The 19,065-nt window shown below is 40.6% G+C and carries 9 protein-coding genes, 22 tRNA genes and 3 rRNA genes (1 of these 34 cut by a window edge); 31 read left to right on the top strand and 3 right to left on the bottom strand.

Going from position 1 to position 19,065, the window contains the following annotated elements:
• The 27 genes from MHB74_RS24245 to MHB74_RS24115 all read left to right on the top strand — a co-directional run.
• A 16S ribosomal RNA gene (locus tag MHB74_RS24245) occupies window positions 1–98 on the top strand; it begins 1,454 nt to the left of the window's first position.
• 146 nt (window positions 99–244) lie between these two features.
• Window positions 245–3,166: ribosomal RNA gene (locus MHB74_RS24240) — 23S ribosomal RNA — on the top strand.
• A 101-nt stretch (window positions 3,167–3,267) separates the two neighbouring features.
• Window positions 3,268–3,381: ribosomal RNA gene (rrf, locus tag MHB74_RS24235) — 5S ribosomal RNA — on the top strand.
• Together the 16S, 23S and 5S rRNA genes with 22 tRNA genes alongside form the textbook arrangement of a ribosomal RNA operon.
• A 5-nt stretch (window positions 3,382–3,386) precedes the next feature.
• Window positions 3,387–3,462, top strand: a tRNA-Val gene (locus MHB74_RS24230).
• Between the two features lie 4 nt (window positions 3,463–3,466).
• Window positions 3,467–3,542: transfer RNA gene (locus MHB74_RS24225), tRNA-Thr, on the top strand.
• 10 nt (window positions 3,543–3,552) lie between these two features.
• Window positions 3,553–3,628 (top strand) — tRNA-His (locus MHB74_RS24220).
• Window positions 3,629–3,651: 23 nt separating this feature from the next.
• Window positions 3,652–3,732: transfer RNA gene (locus tag MHB74_RS24215), tRNA-Leu, on the top strand.
• Window positions 3,733–3,761: 29 nt separating this feature from the next.
• Window positions 3,762–3,835 (top strand) — tRNA-OTHER (locus MHB74_RS24210).
• 16 nt (window positions 3,836–3,851) lie between these two features.
• Window positions 3,852–3,940: transfer RNA gene (locus MHB74_RS24205), tRNA-Leu, on the top strand.
• Window positions 3,941–3,943: 3 nt separating this feature from the next.
• Window positions 3,944–4,017, top strand: a tRNA-Arg gene (locus MHB74_RS24200).
• Between the two features lie 10 nt (window positions 4,018–4,027).
• Window positions 4,028–4,101 (top strand) — tRNA-Pro (locus MHB74_RS24195).
• 14 nt (window positions 4,102–4,115) lie between these two features.
• Window positions 4,116–4,188 (top strand) — tRNA-Ala (locus MHB74_RS24190).
• A gap of 19 nt (window positions 4,189–4,207) precedes the next feature.
• Window positions 4,208–4,284, top strand: a tRNA-Met gene (locus tag MHB74_RS24185).
• 4 nt (window positions 4,285–4,288) lie between these two features.
• Window positions 4,289–4,365 (top strand) — tRNA-Ile (locus MHB74_RS24180).
• A 17-nt stretch (window positions 4,366–4,382) separates the two neighbouring features.
• Window positions 4,383–4,475: transfer RNA gene (locus tag MHB74_RS24175), tRNA-Ser, on the top strand.
• 27 nt (window positions 4,476–4,502) lie between these two features.
• Window positions 4,503–4,579, top strand: a tRNA-Met gene (locus MHB74_RS24170).
• 3 nt (window positions 4,580–4,582) lie between these two features.
• Window positions 4,583–4,658: transfer RNA gene (locus MHB74_RS24165), tRNA-Asp, on the top strand.
• A 14-nt stretch (window positions 4,659–4,672) separates the two neighbouring features.
• Window positions 4,673–4,748 (top strand) — tRNA-Phe (locus MHB74_RS24160).
• 14 nt (window positions 4,749–4,762) lie between these two features.
• Window positions 4,763–4,838 (top strand) — tRNA-Thr (locus MHB74_RS24155).
• 10 nt (window positions 4,839–4,848) lie between these two features.
• A tRNA-Lys gene (locus MHB74_RS24150) sits at window positions 4,849–4,924 on the top strand.
• Between the two features lie 13 nt (window positions 4,925–4,937).
• Window positions 4,938–5,008: transfer RNA gene (locus tag MHB74_RS24145), tRNA-Gly, on the top strand.
• A 10-nt stretch (window positions 5,009–5,018) separates the two neighbouring features.
• A tRNA-Ile gene (locus MHB74_RS24140) sits at window positions 5,019–5,095 on the top strand.
• Window positions 5,096–5,102: 7 nt separating this feature from the next.
• Window positions 5,103–5,177: transfer RNA gene (locus MHB74_RS24135), tRNA-Asn, on the top strand.
• Window positions 5,178–5,183: 6 nt separating this feature from the next.
• Window positions 5,184–5,274 (top strand) — tRNA-Ser (locus MHB74_RS24130).
• A gap of 5 nt (window positions 5,275–5,279) precedes the next feature.
• Window positions 5,280–5,351: transfer RNA gene (locus MHB74_RS24125), tRNA-Glu, on the top strand.
• Between the two features lie 133 nt (window positions 5,352–5,484).
• Window positions 5,485–5,979 carry an RNA polymerase sigma factor gene (locus MHB74_RS24120; protein ID WP_061679978.1) on the top strand — a complete coding sequence of 165 codons (495 nt, stop codon included), beginning with the start codon at window positions 5,485–5,487 and terminating at the stop codon, window positions 5,977–5,979.
• Window positions 5,966–6,946, top strand: a complete 981-nt coding sequence (locus MHB74_RS24115) for an anti-sigma factor (RefSeq protein WP_061679979.1) — start codon at window positions 5,966–5,968, stop codon at window positions 6,944–6,946. The genes MHB74_RS24120 and MHB74_RS24115 overlap by 14 nt, the downstream gene beginning before the upstream one ends.
• 83 nt (window positions 6,947–7,029) lie before the next feature.
• Here MHB74_RS24115 and MHB74_RS24110 read toward each other — a convergent pair whose 3' ends face one another.
• Window positions 7,030–8,253: an MFS transporter gene (locus tag MHB74_RS24110; RefSeq protein WP_061679980.1), complete on the bottom strand. Its 1,224-nt coding sequence runs from the start codon at window positions 8,251–8,253 to the stop codon at window positions 7,030–7,032.
• 323 nt (window positions 8,254–8,576) lie between these two features.
• Between MHB74_RS24110 and MHB74_RS24105 the strand changes: the two genes are divergently transcribed.
• Complete coding sequence (locus tag MHB74_RS24105) at window positions 8,577–9,176, top strand: TetR/AcrR family transcriptional regulator (protein WP_061679981.1); 600 nt, start codon at window positions 8,577–8,579, stop codon at window positions 9,174–9,176.
• Between the two features lie 406 nt (window positions 9,177–9,582).
• Window positions 9,583–10,527, top strand: a complete 945-nt coding sequence (locus MHB74_RS24100) for an L-lactate dehydrogenase (RefSeq protein ID WP_061679982.1) — start codon at window positions 9,583–9,585, stop codon at window positions 10,525–10,527.
• Between the two features lie 176 nt (window positions 10,528–10,703).
• Here the strand turns inward: MHB74_RS24100 and MHB74_RS24095 are convergent, their stop codons facing one another.
• The gene (locus tag MHB74_RS24095; RefSeq protein ID WP_061679983.1) at window positions 10,704–14,927 is read right to left on the bottom strand and encodes a S8 family serine peptidase; all 4,224 of its coding nucleotides are present in this window, start codon (window positions 14,925–14,927) and stop codon (window positions 10,704–10,706) included.
• 32 nt (window positions 14,928–14,959) lie between these two features.
• Window positions 14,960–15,565 (bottom strand): CalY family protein, encoded by a 606-nt coding sequence (locus MHB74_RS24090; protein WP_061679984.1) that lies wholly within the window; start codon window positions 15,563–15,565, stop codon window positions 14,960–14,962.
• A gap of 470 nt (window positions 15,566–16,035) precedes the next feature.
• Between MHB74_RS24090 and glgB the strand changes: the two genes are divergently transcribed.
• On the top strand, window positions 16,036–17,973 hold the full coding sequence (glgB, locus tag MHB74_RS24085) for a 1,4-alpha-glucan branching protein GlgB (protein ID WP_061679985.1): 1,938 nt from the start codon (window positions 16,036–16,038) through the stop codon (window positions 17,971–17,973).
• Window positions 17,921–19,051 carry a glucose-1-phosphate adenylyltransferase gene (gene glgC / locus MHB74_RS24080; RefSeq protein WP_061679986.1) on the top strand — a complete coding sequence of 377 codons (1,131 nt, stop codon included), beginning with the start codon at window positions 17,921–17,923 and terminating at the stop codon, window positions 19,049–19,051. Before glgB ends, glgC begins: the two co-directional genes overlap by 53 nt.
• Window positions 19,052–19,065 lie beyond the last annotated feature (14 nt).

The raw sequence follows: 19,065 nt of genomic DNA, 5'->3' as shown, positions 1-19,065 counted from the left end.
AACCTTTTTGGAGCCAGCCGCCTAAGGTGGGACAGATGATTGGGGTGAAGTCGTAACAAGGTAGCCGTATCGGAAGGTGCGGCTGGATCACCTCCTTTCTATGGAGAATTGATGAACGCTGTTCATCAATATAAGTTTCCGTGTTTCGTTTTGTTCAGTTTTGAGAGAACTATCTCTCATATATAAATGTATGTTCTTTGAAAACTAGATAACAGTGTAGCTCATATTTTTTAATTTTTAGTTTGGTTAAGTTAGAAAGGGCGCACGGTGGATGCCTTGACACTAGGAGTCGATGAAGGACGGGACTAACGCCGATATGCTTCGGGGAGCTGTAAGTAAGCTTTGATCCGAAGATTTCCGAATGGGGAAACCCACCATACGTAATGGTATGGTATCCTTACCTGAATACATAGGGTAAGGAAGACAGACCCAGGGAACTGAAACATCTAAGTACCTGGAGGAAGAGAAAGCAAATGCGATTTCCTGAGTAGCGGCGAGCGAAACGGAACATAGCCCAAACCAAGAGGCTTGCCTCTTGGGGTTGTAGGACATTCTATACGGAGTTACAAAGGAATGAGGTAGACGAAGCGACCTGGAAAGGTCCGTCGTAGAGGGTAACAACCCCGTAGTCGAAACTTCATTCTCTCTTGAATGTATCCTGAGTACGGCGGAACACGTGAAATTCCGTCGGAATCTGGGAGGACCATCTCCCAAGGCTAAATACTCCCTAGTGATCGATAGTGAACCAGTACCGTGAGGGAAAGGTGAAAAGCACCCCGGAAGGGGAGTGAAAGAGATCCTGAAACCGTGTGCCTACAAATAGTCAGAGCCCGTTAATGGGTGATGGCGTGCCTTTTGTAGAATGAACCGGCGAGTTACGATCCCGTGCGAGGTTAAGCTGAAGAGGCGGAGCCGCAGCGAAAGCGAGTCTGAATAGGGCGTTTAGTACGTGGTCGTAGACCCGAAACCAGGTGATCTACCCATGTCCAGGGTGAAGTTCAGGTAACACTGAATGGAGGCCCGAACCCACGCACGTTGAAAAGTGCGGGGATGAGGTGTGGGTAGCGGAGAAATTCCAATCGAACCTGGAGATAGCTGGTTCTCCCCGAAATAGCTTTAGGGCTAGCCTTAAGTGTAAGAGTCTTGGAGGTAGAGCACTGATTGAACTAGGGGTCCTCATCGGATTACCGAATTCAGTCAAACTCCGAATGCCAATGACTTATCCTTAGGAGTCAGACTGCGAGTGATAAGATCCGTAGTCAAGAGGGAAACAGCCCAGATCGCCAGCTAAGGTCCCAAAGTGTGTATTAAGTGGAAAAGGATGTGGAGTTGCTTAGACAACTAGGATGTTGGCTTAGAAGCAGCCACCATTTAAAGAGTGCGTAATAGCTCACTAGTCGAGTGACTCTGCGCCGAAAATGTACCGGGGCTAAATACACCACCGAAGCTGCGAATTGATACCAATGGTATCAGTGGTAGGGGAGCGTTCTAAGTGCAGTGAAGTCAGACCGGAAGGACTGGTGGAGCGCTTAGAAGTGAGAATGCCGGTATGAGTAGCGAAAGACGGGTGAGAATCCCGTCCACCGAATGCCTAAGGTTTCCTGAGGAAGGCTCGTCCGCTCAGGGTTAGTCAGGACCTAAGCCGAGGCCGACAGGCGTAGGCGATGGACAACAGGTTGATATTCCTGTACCACCTCTTTATCGTTTGAGCAATGGAGGGACGCAGAAGGATAGAAGAAGCGTGCGATTGGTTGTGCACGTCCAAGCAGTTAGGCTGATAAGTAGGCAAATCCGCTTATCGTGAAGGCTGAGCTGTGATGGGGAAGCTCCTTATGGAGCGAAGTCTTTGATTCCCCGCTGCCAAGAAAAGCTTCTAGCGAGATAAAAGGTGCCTGTACCGCAAACCGACACAGGTAGGCGAGGAGAGAATCCTAAGGTGTGCGAGAGAACTCTGGTTAAGGAACTCGGCAAAATGACCCCGTAACTTCGGGAGAAGGGGTGCTTTCTTAACGGAAAGCCGCAGTGAATAGGCCCAAGCGACTGTTTAGCAAAAACACAGCTCTCTGCGAAGCCGTAAGGCGAAGTATAGGGGGTGACACCTGCCCGGTGCTGGAAGGTTAAGGAGAGGGGTTAGCGTAAGCGAAGCTCTGAACTGAAGCCCCAGTAAACGGCGGCCGTAACTATAACGGTCCTAAGGTAGCGAAATTCCTTGTCGGGTAAGTTCCGACCCGCACGAAAGGTGTAACGATTTGGGCACTGTCTCAACCAGAGACTCGGTGAAATTATAGTACCTGTGAAGATGCAGGTTACCCGCGACAGGACGGAAAGACCCCGTGGAGCTTTACTGTAGCCTGATATTGAATTTTGGTACATTTTGTACAGGATAGGCGGGAGCCATTGAAACCGGAGCGCTAGCTTCGGTGGAGGCGCTGGTGGGATACCGCCCTGAATGTATTGAAATTCTAACCTACGGGTCTTATCGACCCGGGAGACAGTGTCAGGTGGGCAGTTTGACTGGGGCGGTCGCCTCCTAAAGTGTAACGGAGGCGCCCAAAGGTTCCCTCAGAATGGTTGGAAATCATTCGTAGAGTGCAAAGGCATAAGGGAGCTTGACTGCGAGACCTACAAGTCGAGCAGGGACGAAAGTCGGGCTTAGTGATCCGGTGGTTCCGCATGGAAGGGCCATCGCTCAACGGATAAAAGCTACCCCGGGGATAACAGGCTTATCTCCCCCAAGAGTCCACATCGACGGGGAGGTTTGGCACCTCGATGTCGGCTCATCGCATCCTGGGGCTGTAGTCGGTCCCAAGGGTTGGGCTGTTCGCCCATTAAAGCGGTACGCGAGCTGGGTTCAGAACGTCGTGAGACAGTTCGGTCCCTATCCGTCGTGGGCGTAGGAAATTTGAGAGGAGCTGTCCTTAGTACGAGAGGACCGGGATGGACGCACCGCTGGTGTACCAGTTGTTCTGCCAAGGGCATAGCTGGGTAGCTATGTGCGGAAGGGATAAGTGCTGAAAGCATCTAAGCATGAAGCCCCCCTCAAGATGAGATTTCCCATAGCGTAAGCTAGTAAGATCCCTGAAAGATGATCAGGTTGATAGGTTCGAGGTGGAAGCATGGTGACATGTGGAGCTGACGAATACTAATAGATCGAGGACTTAACCATATAATATGAAGCAATGTTATCTAGTTTTGAAAGAATATAAAAAACTTGTTGACTTTAAAAGTTAAATGAGTTACAATAATTCTTGTCTTAAATGAATACAGTCTGGTAATGATGGCAGAGAGCACACCCGTTCCCATACCGAACACGGAAGTTAAGCTCTCTAGCGCCGATGGTAGTTGGGACCTTGTCCCTGTGAGAGTAGGACGTTGCCAGGCAATTCGGAGGATTAGCTCAGCTGGGAGAGCACCTGCCTTACAAGCAGGGGGTCGGCGGTTCGATCCCGTCATCCTCCACCATTTAGCCGACTTAGCTCAATTGGTAGAGCAACTGACTTGTAATCAGTAGGTTGGGGGTTCAAGTCCTCTAGTCGGCACCAGAAAATCATGGCGGTTGTGGCGAAGTGGTTAACGCACCGGATTGTGGCTCCGGCATTCGTGGGTTCGATTCCCATCAGTCGCCCCATTTTTTCTTTAAATCATTAATATGCGGGTGTGGCGGAATTGGCAGACGCACTAGACTTAGGATCTAGCGCCTTTGGCGTGGGGGTTCGACTCCCTTCACCCGCACTTTTAATAAAATAACTCATACATGTCTTGCGGAAGTAGTTCAGTGGTAGAATACAACCTTGCAAGGTTGGGGTCGCGGGTTCGAATCCCGTCTTCCGCTCCAATTTTCAATATGACATGCCGGGGTGGCGGAACAGGCAGACGCACAGGACTTAAAATCCTGCGGTGGGTGACCACCGTGCGGGTTCGACCCCCGCCCTCGGCACCATATGCGCCCGTAGCTCAATTGGATAGAGCGTTTGACTACGGATCAAGAGGTTAGGGGTTCGACTCCTCTCGGGCGCGCTTTTATTAACGGGAAGTGGCTCAGCTTGGTAGAGCACCTGGTTTGGGACCAGGGGGTCGCAGGTTCAAATCCTGTCTTCCCGATTTTCCAAAAACATGGGGCCTTAGCTCAGCTGGGAGAGCGCCTGCCTTGCACGCAGGAGGTCAGCGGTTCGATCCCGCTAGGCTCCACTTTTTTAATATCATTTATGGCGGTGTAGCTCAGCTGGCTAGAGCGTACGGTTCATACCCGTGAGGTCGGGGGTTCGATCCCCTCCGCCGCTACCATAAAGGACCTTTAGCTCAGCTGGTTAGAGCAGACGGCTCATAACCGTCCGGTCGTAGGTTCGAGTCCTACAAGGTCCACCATTAGACGTTTCTATCTCGGAGGTATACCCAAGTTCGGCTGAAGGGATCGGTCTTGAAAACCGACAGGCGGCGAGAGTCGCGCGGGGGTTCGAATCCCTCTACCTCCTCCATTTTTTCTAAATTAAATATTTTATTATCGCGGGGTGGAGCAGCACGGTAGCTCGTCGGGCTCATAACCCGAAGGTCGCAGGTTCAAATCCTGTCCCCGCAACCAAATGGTCCCGTGGTGTAGTGGTTAACATGCCTGCCTGTCACGCAGGAGATCGCCGGTTCGACCCCGGTCGGGACCGCCATTTTTTTACATAAAGGCTCGGTAGCTCAGTCGGTAGAGCAGAGGACTGAAAATCCTCGTGTCGGCGGTTCGATTCCGTCCCGAGCCACCATTTTGAAGTCGCAAGCCGACTTAGCTCAATTGGTAGAGCAACTGACTTGTAATCAGTAGGTTGGGGGTTCAAGTCCTCTAGTCGGCACCACTTTCAAAATGAGCCATTAGCTCAGTTGGTAGAGCATCTGACTTTTAATCAGAGGGTCGAAGGTTCGAATCCTTCATGGCTCACCATTTACAATTTAATGCGGGTGTAGTTTAGTGGTAAAACAAGAGCCTTCCAAGCTCTGGTCGAGAGTTCGATTCTCTTCACCCGCTTTTCAATTATGGGCCTATAGCTCAGCTGGTTAGAGCGCACGCCTGATAAGCGTGAGGTCGATGGTTCGAGTCCATTTAGGCCCACCATAATTGTTCCGCAGTAGCTCAGTGGTAGAGCTATCGGCTGTTAACCGATCGGTCGTAGGTTCGAGTCCTACCTGCGGAGCCATATTATAGAGAAGTACCCAAGTGGCTCAAGGGGCTCCCCTGCTAAGGGAGTAGATCGCGAACGCGGTGCGAGGGTTCGAATCCCTTCTTCTCTGCCAGAACTGGCCCGTTGGTCAAGTGGTTAAGACACCGCCCTTTCACGGCGGTAACACGGGTTCGAATCCCGTACGGGTCATACTAAAAGAGATAGCATAATCTGCTATCTCTTTTTTGTTGTGTAAAAGTGGACTTTGGATAGTCTGCTTTTTTTTGATTTCTTGTATACTTTTTTCTATTTGAATCGTCTAACTAATAGAAAGGAGAGAGCGATGGAGTATGAAAAGGTCATTATAGAAACATCAAAAAGTATTTATAGGTATTTGCTTAAAATTGGAGTGACACCAGTAGAAGCGGAGGATATCGTTCAAGATACGATACATAAAGCGTTAGTATCTATACCGAATATGAAAATTAAGCATATAAAAACATGGTTATTTCAAGTTGCGATTAATAGGCATCGTGATCTAGCAAGAAGGCAAAGGCGTATTGAAGAAATTCCAATTGAATCTGTTCAATTAATCGGATCAAAAGGATTAGATGAACCGCTTTTAAGGAAAGAGCTTCAAGTAGAAATACAAAGCATACTCGGAAAGATGAATCCAGTATATAAACATATTCTCTTATTAAAGTATGACTATGAACTCGCATATAAGGAAATAGCAACCGTATTAGAGATGAAAGAAGAGACCGTGCGTGTTTCATTGTATAGGGCTCGTAATGAGTTTAAAAAGCTGTATAGGAGGTTTAAAGATGAGCAGAGATGAGTTTGATTTTGATATAGAATCGAGTAAAGTATCAAAAATGTTGAAGAAGGCGAAGCGAAGACAACTATTAAAAATTATAGTAATTTCGATTTCACTTTTTATTGTTCTATTTTTCGGTTTTATAATAGGAATTTCACAATTGAATAATAGAGCTTACTCAGAGATGGATCAGGATTTAAATATGATAAGACAAATTACAAGACCTAATACGGAAAGAGGCGTAGCAATTACTTCTAATGGTTTATTTAAAAGCACAGTAGAGTATAAAACGTATAAGGTGATTGAAGGGAAACCTGTTAAGTGGGAGGATGAAGTGTATGAGTATAAAGTTTGGAATACATTTCGCAAATTATCGAATGTAAATCCATTAACAATATCAGATAATGTTGTAATAGGAAATGAACGTATTAATAAAACAAGTAAATTGTATAATAATCAAACGATGGAAAGAGAAATGCAATTTTATCTCCCATTTGCTTCATATAATAGTTATATAAATGATATAGAGAAAATAAAAGATGAAAATAAAGTAGCTGAATTGGCTATATCTTTTGATAAACCATATAAAGTGTCTGAAATAAAAGAAATGCTACCAGAAGGGGTTCATCCTGTTTGGTATTGGGTAGACACATATTATGATAAAAGCTCGTATCATTTAGATGATGTTACTCAAAGTGCTTATGAGGTGTACGGTTTTAAAGCAAAGTCAGGTGAAATTGAATTTGGAAATGGAACGGAAAAAGATTTCCTTTTAGCAATTCAAAATGGACTGAAGCAAGAGGGAAAGTATTATGAGGAATATAAACGTATATATGACTACCTAAAAGGAAAGAAAACAAAACCAAGCGAGCAAGATGTAAAAGTGATCGGTGTTGTTGTGACAGGAACGGCTGCGGATTTACAAAAATTAAACGGTCAAAATTACGTAAAAGCGGCTGTATTAGGGGCTACTGCGAATTATAAATAATAAACTTTAGAAAGTTATATGAATTAAAGTAGGATTACCTTTTCTTATTCATAAGAAAAGGTAATCCTACTTTTTTATATGTCTTAACTCTCTGCTGAGCGGCCATCCGGTTTCATAACAGCATGACTATATGCGGAGTGAAGAGTTTTGTATCCTAAAAGTGCAATAGTTAAGGCAAGGCCTCCTGCTGTAATAGCCACACTAAATCCTGCCCGAGCTCCAAAGTTATCAATAACTAAACCAGCTATCGCTGATCCTAGGGAGACTCCAATACCAAGTCCTGTAATTGCCCAAGTCATTCCTTCAGTTATTTTTGATTCAGGTACGATTTTTTCCACAAGCCCCATAGTAATAATCATTGTAGGAGCGACAGATAACCCTGCAAAGAAAACAATAACTACTAGCCAAGGAATAGTGTTTACGAAAACTAGTGGCAGCATTGTTATCATGGACAGTGTGACTGCTATTAAAAACTGATTATAGGGTGGAGTATTGAGTTTAAGAGTACCGAAAATTAGACCTGCAAGGCATGAACCGATTGCATAGACAGAAAGCACAAAGCTAGCAGCTACCGTGTTTCCTTGATGTTCAGCAAAAGCTACACTAACAACATCTATTGTGCCAAATATAGTACCTATGGCGATGAGTGTGAATACTAGTACTCGTAAAGAACCAATTTTAAACACTGTTCCTTTGTTTGTAATGTCGTGAGGGTGTACAGGCGGTTCTGTGCTTTTTTGCATGGTGAATAGGCATACCCCAATTGTAAGAAAAACAGATGATAAAAGTGGGCCTGCTTCTGGGAAGAACATAACACTTAAACTGACAGATAATACAGGACCAATTATGAAGCAAATTTCGTCGACAACCGATTCGAAGGAAAATGCTGTATGCAATTTATGGGATCCACGGTATAGTTTAGTCCAACGTGCCCGCACCATGGCTGACATGTTGGGCATACAACCTGCACATAAGGCGGATAGAAATAGCGTCCAATAAGGAGCTTCATATTTCGTACATAGAAGTAAGAGGATCGTAAAGAAAACACTGATACCTGTAGTCGGAAGAAGTATGCGAGATTGCCCTAATTGATCGGCCATACGAGAAATATGAGGAGCTAGTAAAGCTGATGATAATGTAAAGGTGGCTGCAACAGCTCCAGCAAGCCAATAGTCACCACGTAACTGAGATAACATTGTAACAATACCAATGCCCATCATTGATATGGGCATCCGAGCTATAAATCCTGCTAATGAGAATCCTTTTGTACCAGGAGCACTGAAAATTTCACGGTAGGAATTAAACATAATAATCACCAAAGTATTTGACGTTTACATATACATTCTTCATTCTTTTAACTCCTCCTCTGTTTCATTCATACCTTCTATAAAAAGGGACAGTGAGTCAATGTAGGGTATGGGTAAGAAGTTATATTATCTTGTAGGCTAGAAGTAATTGACATACGCACCGTATGCCAATATCATATTAACATACGGTGCGTATGTCAATTGAAATGTTTTATCTCTTGATAGAGAGCTGACGTTCAAAGGAGTTATTCTTTTACATAGAGAACGATACTATAATACGATTTATTTTGAATAAAGAGAATGAATAGAAATAGGAGGAAAAGATGGTTAAAAAAACGAGAGCAGAAATGATTACTGAAACACGTGCTAAATTGCTGAGTGCAGCAAGAGAAGCTTTTGGTACAGTTGGATATGTAAACACGTCTATGGATGATTTTACAGCATCTGTCGGTTTAACACGTGGTGCAATTTATCATCATTTTGGTGATAAAAAAGGATTGTTAGAAGCAGTTGTAAAAGAAATTGACATGGAAATGGATAATAAATTAGGGGAAGTATCAAATGAGGCGGAAGGAAAATGGGAAGGATTTGTTGGGCGTTGTCGTGCGTATTTAACAATGGCACTTAATCCCGAAATTCAGCGAATCGTACTTCGAGATGCACCAGCAGTATTAGGAAATAGTTATTATCAATCATCACAGTCGCAATGTTTAACGACGATGGCGGAGATACTTCAACAATTAATGAAGGACTCTATTATTGAAAAAACGGACTGTGAAGCTTTAGCAAGATTCATAAATGGCGGACTAGTGGACCTTGCTTGTTGGATTGCGAATTCTGAAGATGCAGAGATGCAGCTGTCTAAAGCTTTGCATAGCCTATCACTTATATTGGATGGTTTATTACTAGAAAAGAACGCTTAATTTTAATGGATATTTTTTAATATACAGTAATGGTTAAAAGGGAGGTGATAAAGTATAGGCTAATTCATTTATTTCACCGTAGTCTATATAGGCTAACTGAGGTCCAGCTTATAAGGGGATACTGTTATAGAAATTGAATTTAGTTATAAGGAATAATTGGATCACATTCTTTTTGTTCACAATCTAAAGAAAACGCCTCCATTGAGATTGATTTCATACTTGATTTAATAACTTTACACTCTATGTGAAAAAGTTCACAAATAGGTCATAATTTGTGAAGTAATTCACAAATATACGTGCTACAATATGAATGTAAAGAAGTTAAACAACATTAAATTAGTATTTTAATTAATTACTTAAACAATCATAAAAAAATAGATGTGAACAATAGAGAGGGGAAATTACCATGAAAAAAGGTATCAATCGTGTAGTATTAGTAGGAACAGGAGCTGTAGGTTGTAGTTACGCTTACTCAATGATCAACCAAGGTGTAGCTGAAGAATTCGTATTAGTAGATGTTAATGAAGCAAAAGCAGAAGGGGAAGCAATGGACTTAAGCCATGCGGTACCATTCTCTCCAGCAGCAACAAAAGTTTGGAGCGGTAGCTATGCAGATTGTAAAGATGCAGACTTAGTTGTTATCACAGCTGGATTACCACAAAAGCCAGGTGAAACTCGCTTAGACTTAGTTGAGAAAAATACAAAGATCTTTAAACAAATCGTTCGCGGTATTATGGATAGCGGATTCGATGGAATCTTCTTAATCGCGACAAACCCAGTTGACATTCTAACTTATGTAACTTGGAAAGAATCTGGTTTACCAAAAGAGCGCGTAATCGGTTCTGGTACTACTTTAGACTCTGCTCGCTTCCGTTACATGTTAGGTGACTACTTAGATGTAGATCCACGTAACGTTCATGCTTACATCGTTGGTGAGCACGGTGACACTGAACTTCCAGTATGGAGTCACGCTACTGTAGGTGTACAAAAACTAGAAACAATTTTAGCTAACAACGAGCAGTACAAACAAGAAGATTTAGATAAAATCTTCGAAAATGTACGCGATGCAGCTTACCATATTATCGAACGTAAAGGTGCAACTTACTACGGAATCGGTATGTCACTACTTCGTGTAACTAAAGCAATCTTAAGCAACGAGAACAGCGTATTAACTGTATCTGCATACCTTGAAGGTCAGTATGGTGAGAAAGATGCTTACGTAGGTGTTCCAGCTGTTATTAACCGCCAAGGTGTACGTGAAATCGTAGAACTTGAGTTAAACGAAGAAGAAAAAGTGAAATTCGCTCATTCTGTAAAAGTATTAAAAGAAACAATGGCACCAGTACTATAATAATTGCTAAATGATTCAGAGGCGGGAAACTGCTTCCTACCTCTGAGTTTTTATATAATTTAATATAAATTCCTTTTCCGGTTTCCCTTGTATATCCCCAATATACCCCTTTTGCTGGATAAGGGTCGTTTATAGAAAAGAGCACTCTACTTTATATAGAGTGCTCTTTATTATTATCATTTTTTAGGTGTTAATCCTAATTTCTTTAAAATATCTGCCAGTGTACCGCTTTTTGATTTTTCAACAGATATTTGTGATTTAGATGCATCCGGTCCTTTTTTCAAGAAGTTCTTTTCAACGAAACGAATATCTTTTTCGTCGACAATGCCATCTTTGTTAAGGTCGCCGTCTTTTACAGATAGTCCTTTTTTACCATAGTTGCTAGCGATAATTTCAGCATCTTTTATATCAATTACTTTATCTCCATTTACATCACCGGCAAGATTTTCATCAGGTCGTGCATAATAATATTGGCCAAGCAGCTTACCATCTTTTTCAGTACCTAATTTCGTTGTTAGTCGGCTTGTTAAATGCCCTGGAACCTCCACGTATAAGTTATAATCACGTTTATTAACAGGAAGTCCATTTAGTTTAAAGTAACCGTATTTATCAAGTGAGCCTTCAAACTTATGACGGTAAGAATCCGTTGCATATACTTTTACACCAAGCTTTGTATAATCGAATTTTTCATCTAAATAGCCACGTTCATTTAAGAATGCACCAGGTTTAATATTTCCTTCTACTTTTGAGTTTAAAGACATAACTGAGAATGTTTGATCTTGAAGGACACGCATTCTATTTGGCTCTGATTCACCTTGTTTCCAGTAAGCAAACACTGCTAAATCTAATTGAGCATTTGCTTCATAAAATTCATCATTTTCTACTTTGAAAGTTACATCAATGAACGGGAAATCACCATCTAATCCGCCGAAGTTTTTATCATCAATAGCCCCGCCTACTGTAACAGAACCTTCTTCTAGTTTCGGTTCATTTACTTTTGCTGTTACCCCTTTTTCGGAAAGGAGCTTTTCAAAAGCAGGATTCAATTTCGCATTTGCAAATTTGAAGTTTTTCTCTAGGAATTCTACGTTAAATTCTCCAGACACAAATTGTTTTACATGTTTGGCGTTTAGCGTCACAGTGAATTCATCATCTTTATATAATTCCTTTTTATCGTAACTAGCTTTTGCATATTGAGCGCCTTGCGGGATAAACCAATAGTTATTTACACCGCTTGGGTAGTCAGGACCTGCAGTTGCATAATCGAAAATATATATGCCTGTATTCATTGGGCCTTCCACCTTAAAGGATTCAGGAGTAATGCCAACTTTAAAGTCACCATTTGCATTAATAGGCAAAAACTTATGCAAGTATGGAGAATAATCATAGTACATAACACCGTTCGCTTCTTGCGTAATGTTAAATCCTTTTCCTTTTAAGTAGTCAACGTTAGAATCATATACATTTCCTTTAATCCATAGTGCTTTTTTACCGTCTTCTACTGTATAGTTTTCTTCATTTAATTCATAAATACCAGGCTGTAAGCCAGTTAATTTCACTTCTGGCGGTGTATTATCAATTACGACATAATCACCTTTCACACGTGCTTTTCCGGCTTTATCATAGCCAACAAACTCAATTGTGTAATCACCTTCTGGTAAGTCGATTTTCTCATCACCAATTGGTTTTGCAGGATCATTTGTAAAAGGATACACTCTGCCGTTAAAGAATGAATCTAAGTAGTAATACACGTCAGTTTTTAGTCCACTCGTGTTTAACGTTCCGATGAAGCCGAGAGCCTTATTTGTTTTCGAATCTTTCACGATAAGATCTAACGTCTCCAGTTCGCTGTTTAATTGGAATGCCCCGTGCAAATACGATTCACGGTATGGATTGAATTTAGATGTATCAGTTGAGATTGTTTTTCTTGATAATAGTGCATTTTCAATACCAGGCTCTGATACACGAATAGAGAACGGAATTTGATACGTTTCTTCTTTATTTTTCGTGTTTGTAATATGGATGTATCCTTCATATCGGCCTTGCTTTGCACCAGCTGGAATATTAATTTTTGCTTCAATTTCATCTGATTTGCCAGCATCAATTGTAATTGTTTCAGCAGTAGAAACTTTTACACCGTTTGCGGTAGCATCGTTAATAGCGGAAGATGCTGGTGTATAAGAAATTTCTGTTTTAAATTCTTTCTTCTCTTGTTTATTGCGATTTTCAACTTTAATTTTTCGTTTTTGTTCAAGAGATTCCCCGTCTTTTTGATAGTACTTACCGAATGCAATGGATCCAGTTTCTTCAGGTACTTCAATCACTTCATCATTTACAATTGTTTTTGTCGTATCTAACACTTTAAAACTTGTTTCCGTATGAACAGAGTTATAAGCATCTACTCGTCCAGCTCCCACTTCGTATACGGAATACTTTTCTTTTAAATCGTCAGCCGTGTTCATAAGAGATGTTTTTACATCGAATGGAGAGTATTCTGGATGCTCTTGCAAAATAAGAGCAGCAACGCCAGCGATATGAGGAGATGCCATGGATGTTCCTTGCATACGTTCATAGGAAACATCGTAGTTTTCGCCCTCTTGCGGGTCGTTAATATACTCAGGTACTGTTGAAAGTACAGCAACACCAGGCGCTGTAATATCAGGTTTAATATCATCATTTGATGTAACCGGGCCGCGTGAGCTAAAGTCTGCAAGATGATCGCCTTCTGTTTGAATGTAACTAATTTCACCAAAAGTAAAGGAGGTGTTGCCTTGTTCAATTTGAGCTTTTAGTTTTTCCCCGTCTTCTTTCGTTAGGCGGAATGCAGGAATGTATTTTGTGCTTTCGCCAATGTAGTAAGAAATTTCTCCATCCACATTGTTATAAATAATAACTGCCTTTGCACCAGCTTGTTTCGCATTTGCGATCTTTTCATCAAATGAGATTGTACCGCGTGCAACGAGAGCGATTTTTCCTTTTACATCTTTTTTACTAAACTCGTCAGGAGTACCGATTCCGACAGATTCAATAGGGAGAGATTGCCCTTTGAAATCTTCTATTTTATCAGTGAAGTTTTTGCCGAATAAAATTAGGTTAGGGAATTGTAATTGTCCAGCATGACCTGATAGTTTCGGTAAGGAAATAGAGCTATCACTTGCTCCAACTGTAATAGCAAATGGAGAAGCACCTGGTGATCCGAGTGTCGCTGGGTTTGGACCAGAGTTCCCAGCAGCAACGACTGTAACAACGCCCGAAAGCATCGCGTTATTGACAGCGATAGACGTTGGATCAAGCGGATTGTTGCTATCATCACCTAACGATAAGTTAATGACGTTCATACCATCAGAAATAGATTTGTCGATTGCAGCGATAATACCAGAACTATCGCCGCTTCCGTAAGGACCGAGTACACGATAGTTATACAGTTCAATGTCAGGTGCAACACCTTTTACTGCGGAATCTGATTTATTTTTCTTTTGAGCAGAAACGATACCTGCTACGTGAGTACCATGCGCAGTGTAGAAGGAAGAACCACGATCATCAAATTCAGGAGCACCAGATTGTTGCCACTCTGTATAAGTTGTTTCCATCGGATCTGCATCGTTATTAATAAAGTCCCAACCTTTTACGGAGTTCGGGTCTACCTTACTAGAATCTTCACCTGCTTTTGCGCGATAGCCTTTATACACGTCTTTTAAGTCAGGATGATTGTAATCAATACCTGTATCTAATACACCAACTTTAATTCCTTTTCCAGTAATGCCCTCGCTATGTAACTTATCTACTCCAATTTGCGGAATGCTATCTGTTAGTTTTTGAGGTGCTTTCTGTTCTGCTTGTTTTGGTAAATTTAGTTTCACTTCGTAATCTTTCCAAATACGTTTTACAACGCCAATTCGTAACAATTCTTCCACTGTATTTGCAGGTAACGTGAGAGCAACACCATTTATCGCATGCTTATAAGAACGTTTAATTTGTACAGACTGGAAATTCCCTGACTTTACTGATGGGCTGAATTGATAAAGACGTTTTAATCCTTTTTGGAATTCCTCATGTTCTTGATCAATACGTGCTTTTATATTTTCAGGAGCAGCTTGTAATCTTTTTTCTTTTTGTTTTAATTCATTAATCTTTACTGGAGCCGTTTGAAATTCTACAATGATATTTACTGGTTCGGAACTACTCGTATTAATATCTGGCGAAATAGTAAAACCAGGATTGGCATCTAACGTTTGTAATGCCTGGCGCTGTTCTTTAGAAAGTTTTGATAGTAAAGACTGGGCGTTTGAAGAGTCAATTTGGTTAATAGGGTTTTCAGCAAGTACATTGAACGGAAGGGCAGTTGAAAATAGAACGCCAGCCGTTACAATTCCGGTAACAAAACGATTTTTCTTTTTCATATATAGGCCTCCGATAATTTATATTTTAAAATTTATTTCTCCACGCCTGGTGTTTGCTCTGCATGGAATGTCCAGTTTAGCTGTAAGGAATCACCCTGGAATTTATTTTGATCTTGGTCGTTGTCTTCAAAGGAGAAGAGCACGTGTAAATAATCTGTTTCACCAGATTTAATACCATCTATTAAGTTATGACGTTCTAGAGAAGTAGCTACATCCTCAGGTTTCATAGTTTTTAATTCTGATAGTTTTGTTTCCCACAAAATTTCGTGATCATCGTTTGGATTAGATGGCTTTCCATCATTCACTAAAAATTTGACGATGATGTGATCACCTAAATCTTCACCATCATTATTTTGCTTTGCATCTGTCACTTCATAGGATGTTTCAAGCGCTACTTTTGCAATATCCAATGTCCCTTTATTTTCAAGCTTGAAGTTTCTTTCGATCAAATCACCTGGTTTTAAATCTTTCACATTAACGATTACACTTGGATTAATAGAAAGATCTAGTGTTCCAGCTTGAAATGAGTTACTAGATGTTTCAGAATCACTGAAATAGGCGAATACACCGCCGAATGTAAGGGATAAGCCAAGTGAAGCTGTGACAACTCCCATCCCAACCTTTTGTTTTAATGACATAAGAAAGCCCCCTAATTTAATTTTTATCAAACTTTCGCCTAGAGTATGGATAGAGTAAACATAGTGTTTCAGTATGAATTATATTTGCGAAGGTTTGATGTTCTTTATTGAGAACAAGTATATGCTTATGAATTTTCCATTTCAATAAAATTATGACAAAAAATGTTGAGAAACATTTTTTTATGACAGATTATTTTGTTGCGATTTTAAGTGATAAATAGCGAGTAAAATAGGATAGATCTAATGAAATAAAGGTTGAGAAATAAATAATAAGATGAAAGACTAGTAGAAAATGAAGCGTTTGCAATGAATATTCGTCAAAATTCGATATTTTACACAGCAAATTTGAATATTTTGAGCGAAAATAAAGAAAAAAACGAATATTTTTTAAAAAATAACAAGGATATTTCAGTTTTTCGCAGAAATGATAAAGAGTAAAAAAATTCTGTCATCTTAGTGAGGTGAACATATTGGATGTAATAAATTGTGAAGAAGTGAAACGAGATGAGTTTCATACAGAAAAGTACTATGACAGTTATAACATCTTTGGGGCACATATTGTGACGGAAGATGGGATGCGAGGTGTACGATTCACAGTATGGGCTCCTCATGCGAAAGCAATGAGTGTTGTTGGAGATTTTAATGAATGGGATTATGAGCAACATAAGATGCTACAAGTGACAGAAGAGGGGATTTGGTCCTTGTTTGTACCGCATATTGAAGAGAATGAGATATATAAGTATGCGATTGAAACGATGGATGGTAACGTGATTTTAAAAGCAGATCCTTACGCAGTATATGCAGAAGTAAGACCAAATACGGCATCTGTAGTTTTTGATATAGAGGGATATGAATGGAATGATAAAAACTGGATTCGTAAGAGAAAGAAAAAATCGATTTATAAAGAAGCGATGACAGTTTATGAATTACATTTCGGTTCTTGGAAAAAGAAAGAAGATGGCGCTCTGTATTCTTACAGAGAAATGGCCGAGGAGCTCATTCCGTATGTGGTGGAACATCAATTTACACATATTGAAATTATGCCGCTTGTTGAGCACCCATATGATCGTTCTTGGGGATATCAAGGAACGGGATATTATGCAGCGACAAGTAGATTCGGCACGCCACATGATTTGATGTATTTTGTCGATGAATGTCATAAATATGGAATCGGTGTCATTTTAGATTGGGTGCCGGGGCATTTTTGTAAAGATGCTCACGGTTTATATTTGTTTGATGGGACACCGACTTATGAATATAAAGATATAGATGTACAAGAAAACCTGGTATGGGGAACTGTTAATTTTGATTTAGGGAAGAGGGAAGTACGTAATTTCTTAATTTCAAATGCGTTATTTTGGATGAATTATTTCCATATTGATGGTTTCAGGGTGGATGCAGTTGCGAATATGTTGTACTGGAATAAAGAAGGACAGGAACAAAGTAATGAGCACGCTGTTTCATTTTTACGAGAGTTAAATGAAGCGGTATTTGCAGAAGATGAAGATTTTCTTATGACAGCAGAAGATTCAACAGCTTGGCCACTTGTAACAGCTCCAACGTATGAAGGTGGGCTTGGATTCAATTACAAATGGAATATGGGCTGGATGAATGATGTGCTGAAATATATGGAGTGTGCGCCTGAGTACAGGAAGCATATTCATGAGAAAATAACGTTCTCATTACTATATGCTTACTCTGAAAACTTTATATTACCGCTTTCTCATGATGAAGTCGTTCATGGGAAAAAGTCGTTATTAAATAAAATGCCAGGAGATTACTGGGATAAATTTGCTCAACTTCGTTTATTATATGGATATCTCTTTACTCACCCAGGTAAGAAATTACTCTTTATGGGTGGAGAATTCGGGCAGTTTGATGAGTGGAAAGATCTTGAAGATTTAGATTGGAATTTACATGACTTTGAAATGCATCGTTATATGCATGATTACTTTAAAGAGCTCATAGCATTGTATAAGCGCTCCAAACCACTTTGGCAGCTTGATCATTCACCGGAAGGATTTCAGTGGATAGATGCTAATAATCATGAGCAAAGTATTTTCTCGTTTATCCGCCAAGGGGATAAGCAAGAAGATGCGTTAGTTGTCGTATGTAATTTTACGAAAGCTACATATGAAAACTATAAAGTAGGTTTGCCAGATTTCGAGTATTATAACGAGATTTTAAACAGTGACGCTGAGCAATATGGCGGATCGGGGCAAGTGAATAAGAAACGTCTTAAGACGATTCAAGAACCGTATCATAATCAAGCGGCACATGTAGAAATTACAATTCCACCATTTGGCGTATCCATATTACGACCAGTGAAGACGAGAAAGGGGAGCAAAAAACAAGATGGCTCAAAAACAAAAATGCGTAGCAATGTTACTAGCAGGGGGAAAAGGTAGTCGATTAAGTGCATTAACAAAAAATTTAGCCAAGCCAGCTGTTCCATTTGGTGGTAAATATCGCATTATTGATTTTACGCTAAGTAACTGTGCGAATTCTGGTATTGAAACGGTAGGGATTTTAACGCAATATCAACCACTCGAACTTCATAATTATATCGGAATTGGCAATGCTTGGGATTTAGACCGAGTAAGCGGTGGAGTCACAGTGTTACCTCCTTATGCGGAGTCTTCAGGTGTGAAGTGGTACACAGGTACGGCAAGTGCTATTTATCAAAACTTAAACTATTTAAGTCAGTACGAACCAGAGTACGTTCTGATTTTATCAGGCGACCATATTTATAAAATGGATTACAGTAAAATGCTAGATTACCATGTGGAGAAAGAAGCGGACGTTTCGATTTCTGTTATTGAAGTACCTTGGGATGAAGCGAGTCGTTTCGGTATTATGAATACGAACGAAGAGATGGAGATTGTTGAATTTGAAGAGAAACCGCAATTTCCAAGAAGTAATCTTGCATCAATGGGAATTTATATTTTTAACTGGGCAATTTTGAAAGAGTATTTAGAGATGGATGCAAGAAATCCTGAATCTAGTAATGATTTCGGAAAAGATGTACTTCCGCTTTTATTAGATGAAGGGAAAAAGCTGATGGCGTATCCGTTTGAAGGATATTGGAAAGATGTTGGAACGGTGAAAAGCTTATGGGAAGCGAATATGGATTTACTTCGCGATGAAACGTCGCTGAATTTAAATGATCGTAATTGGCGTATTTATTCTGTGAATCCAAATGAGCCACCTCAATATATTGCTGAACAGGCAAAGGTAGAAGAATCACTTATTAACGAAGGATGCGTCATTGAAGGGGACGTGAAGCATTCTGTGTTATTCCAAGGAGTGACGGTGGAAGAAGGTAGTATGGTTATTGATTCTGTCGTTATGCCAGGAGCGAAGATTGGTAAAAATGTTGTGATTGAAAGAGCGATTGTTGGATCGGAAATGGTTATTGAAGATGGAACAATTATTCGTCCAGAAAAAAATGTCGACGATGTAGTACTCATTGCTGAAGGGAAATAGAAAAGGGGGATGAA

This window comes from Bacillus sp. FSL K6-0069, assembly GCF_038007785.1.
Taxonomy (GTDB): domain Bacteria; phylum Bacillota; class Bacilli; order Bacillales; family Bacillaceae_G; genus Bacillus_A; species Bacillus_A mobilis.
This window is presented reverse-complemented; position numbering and strand designations above follow the sequence as displayed.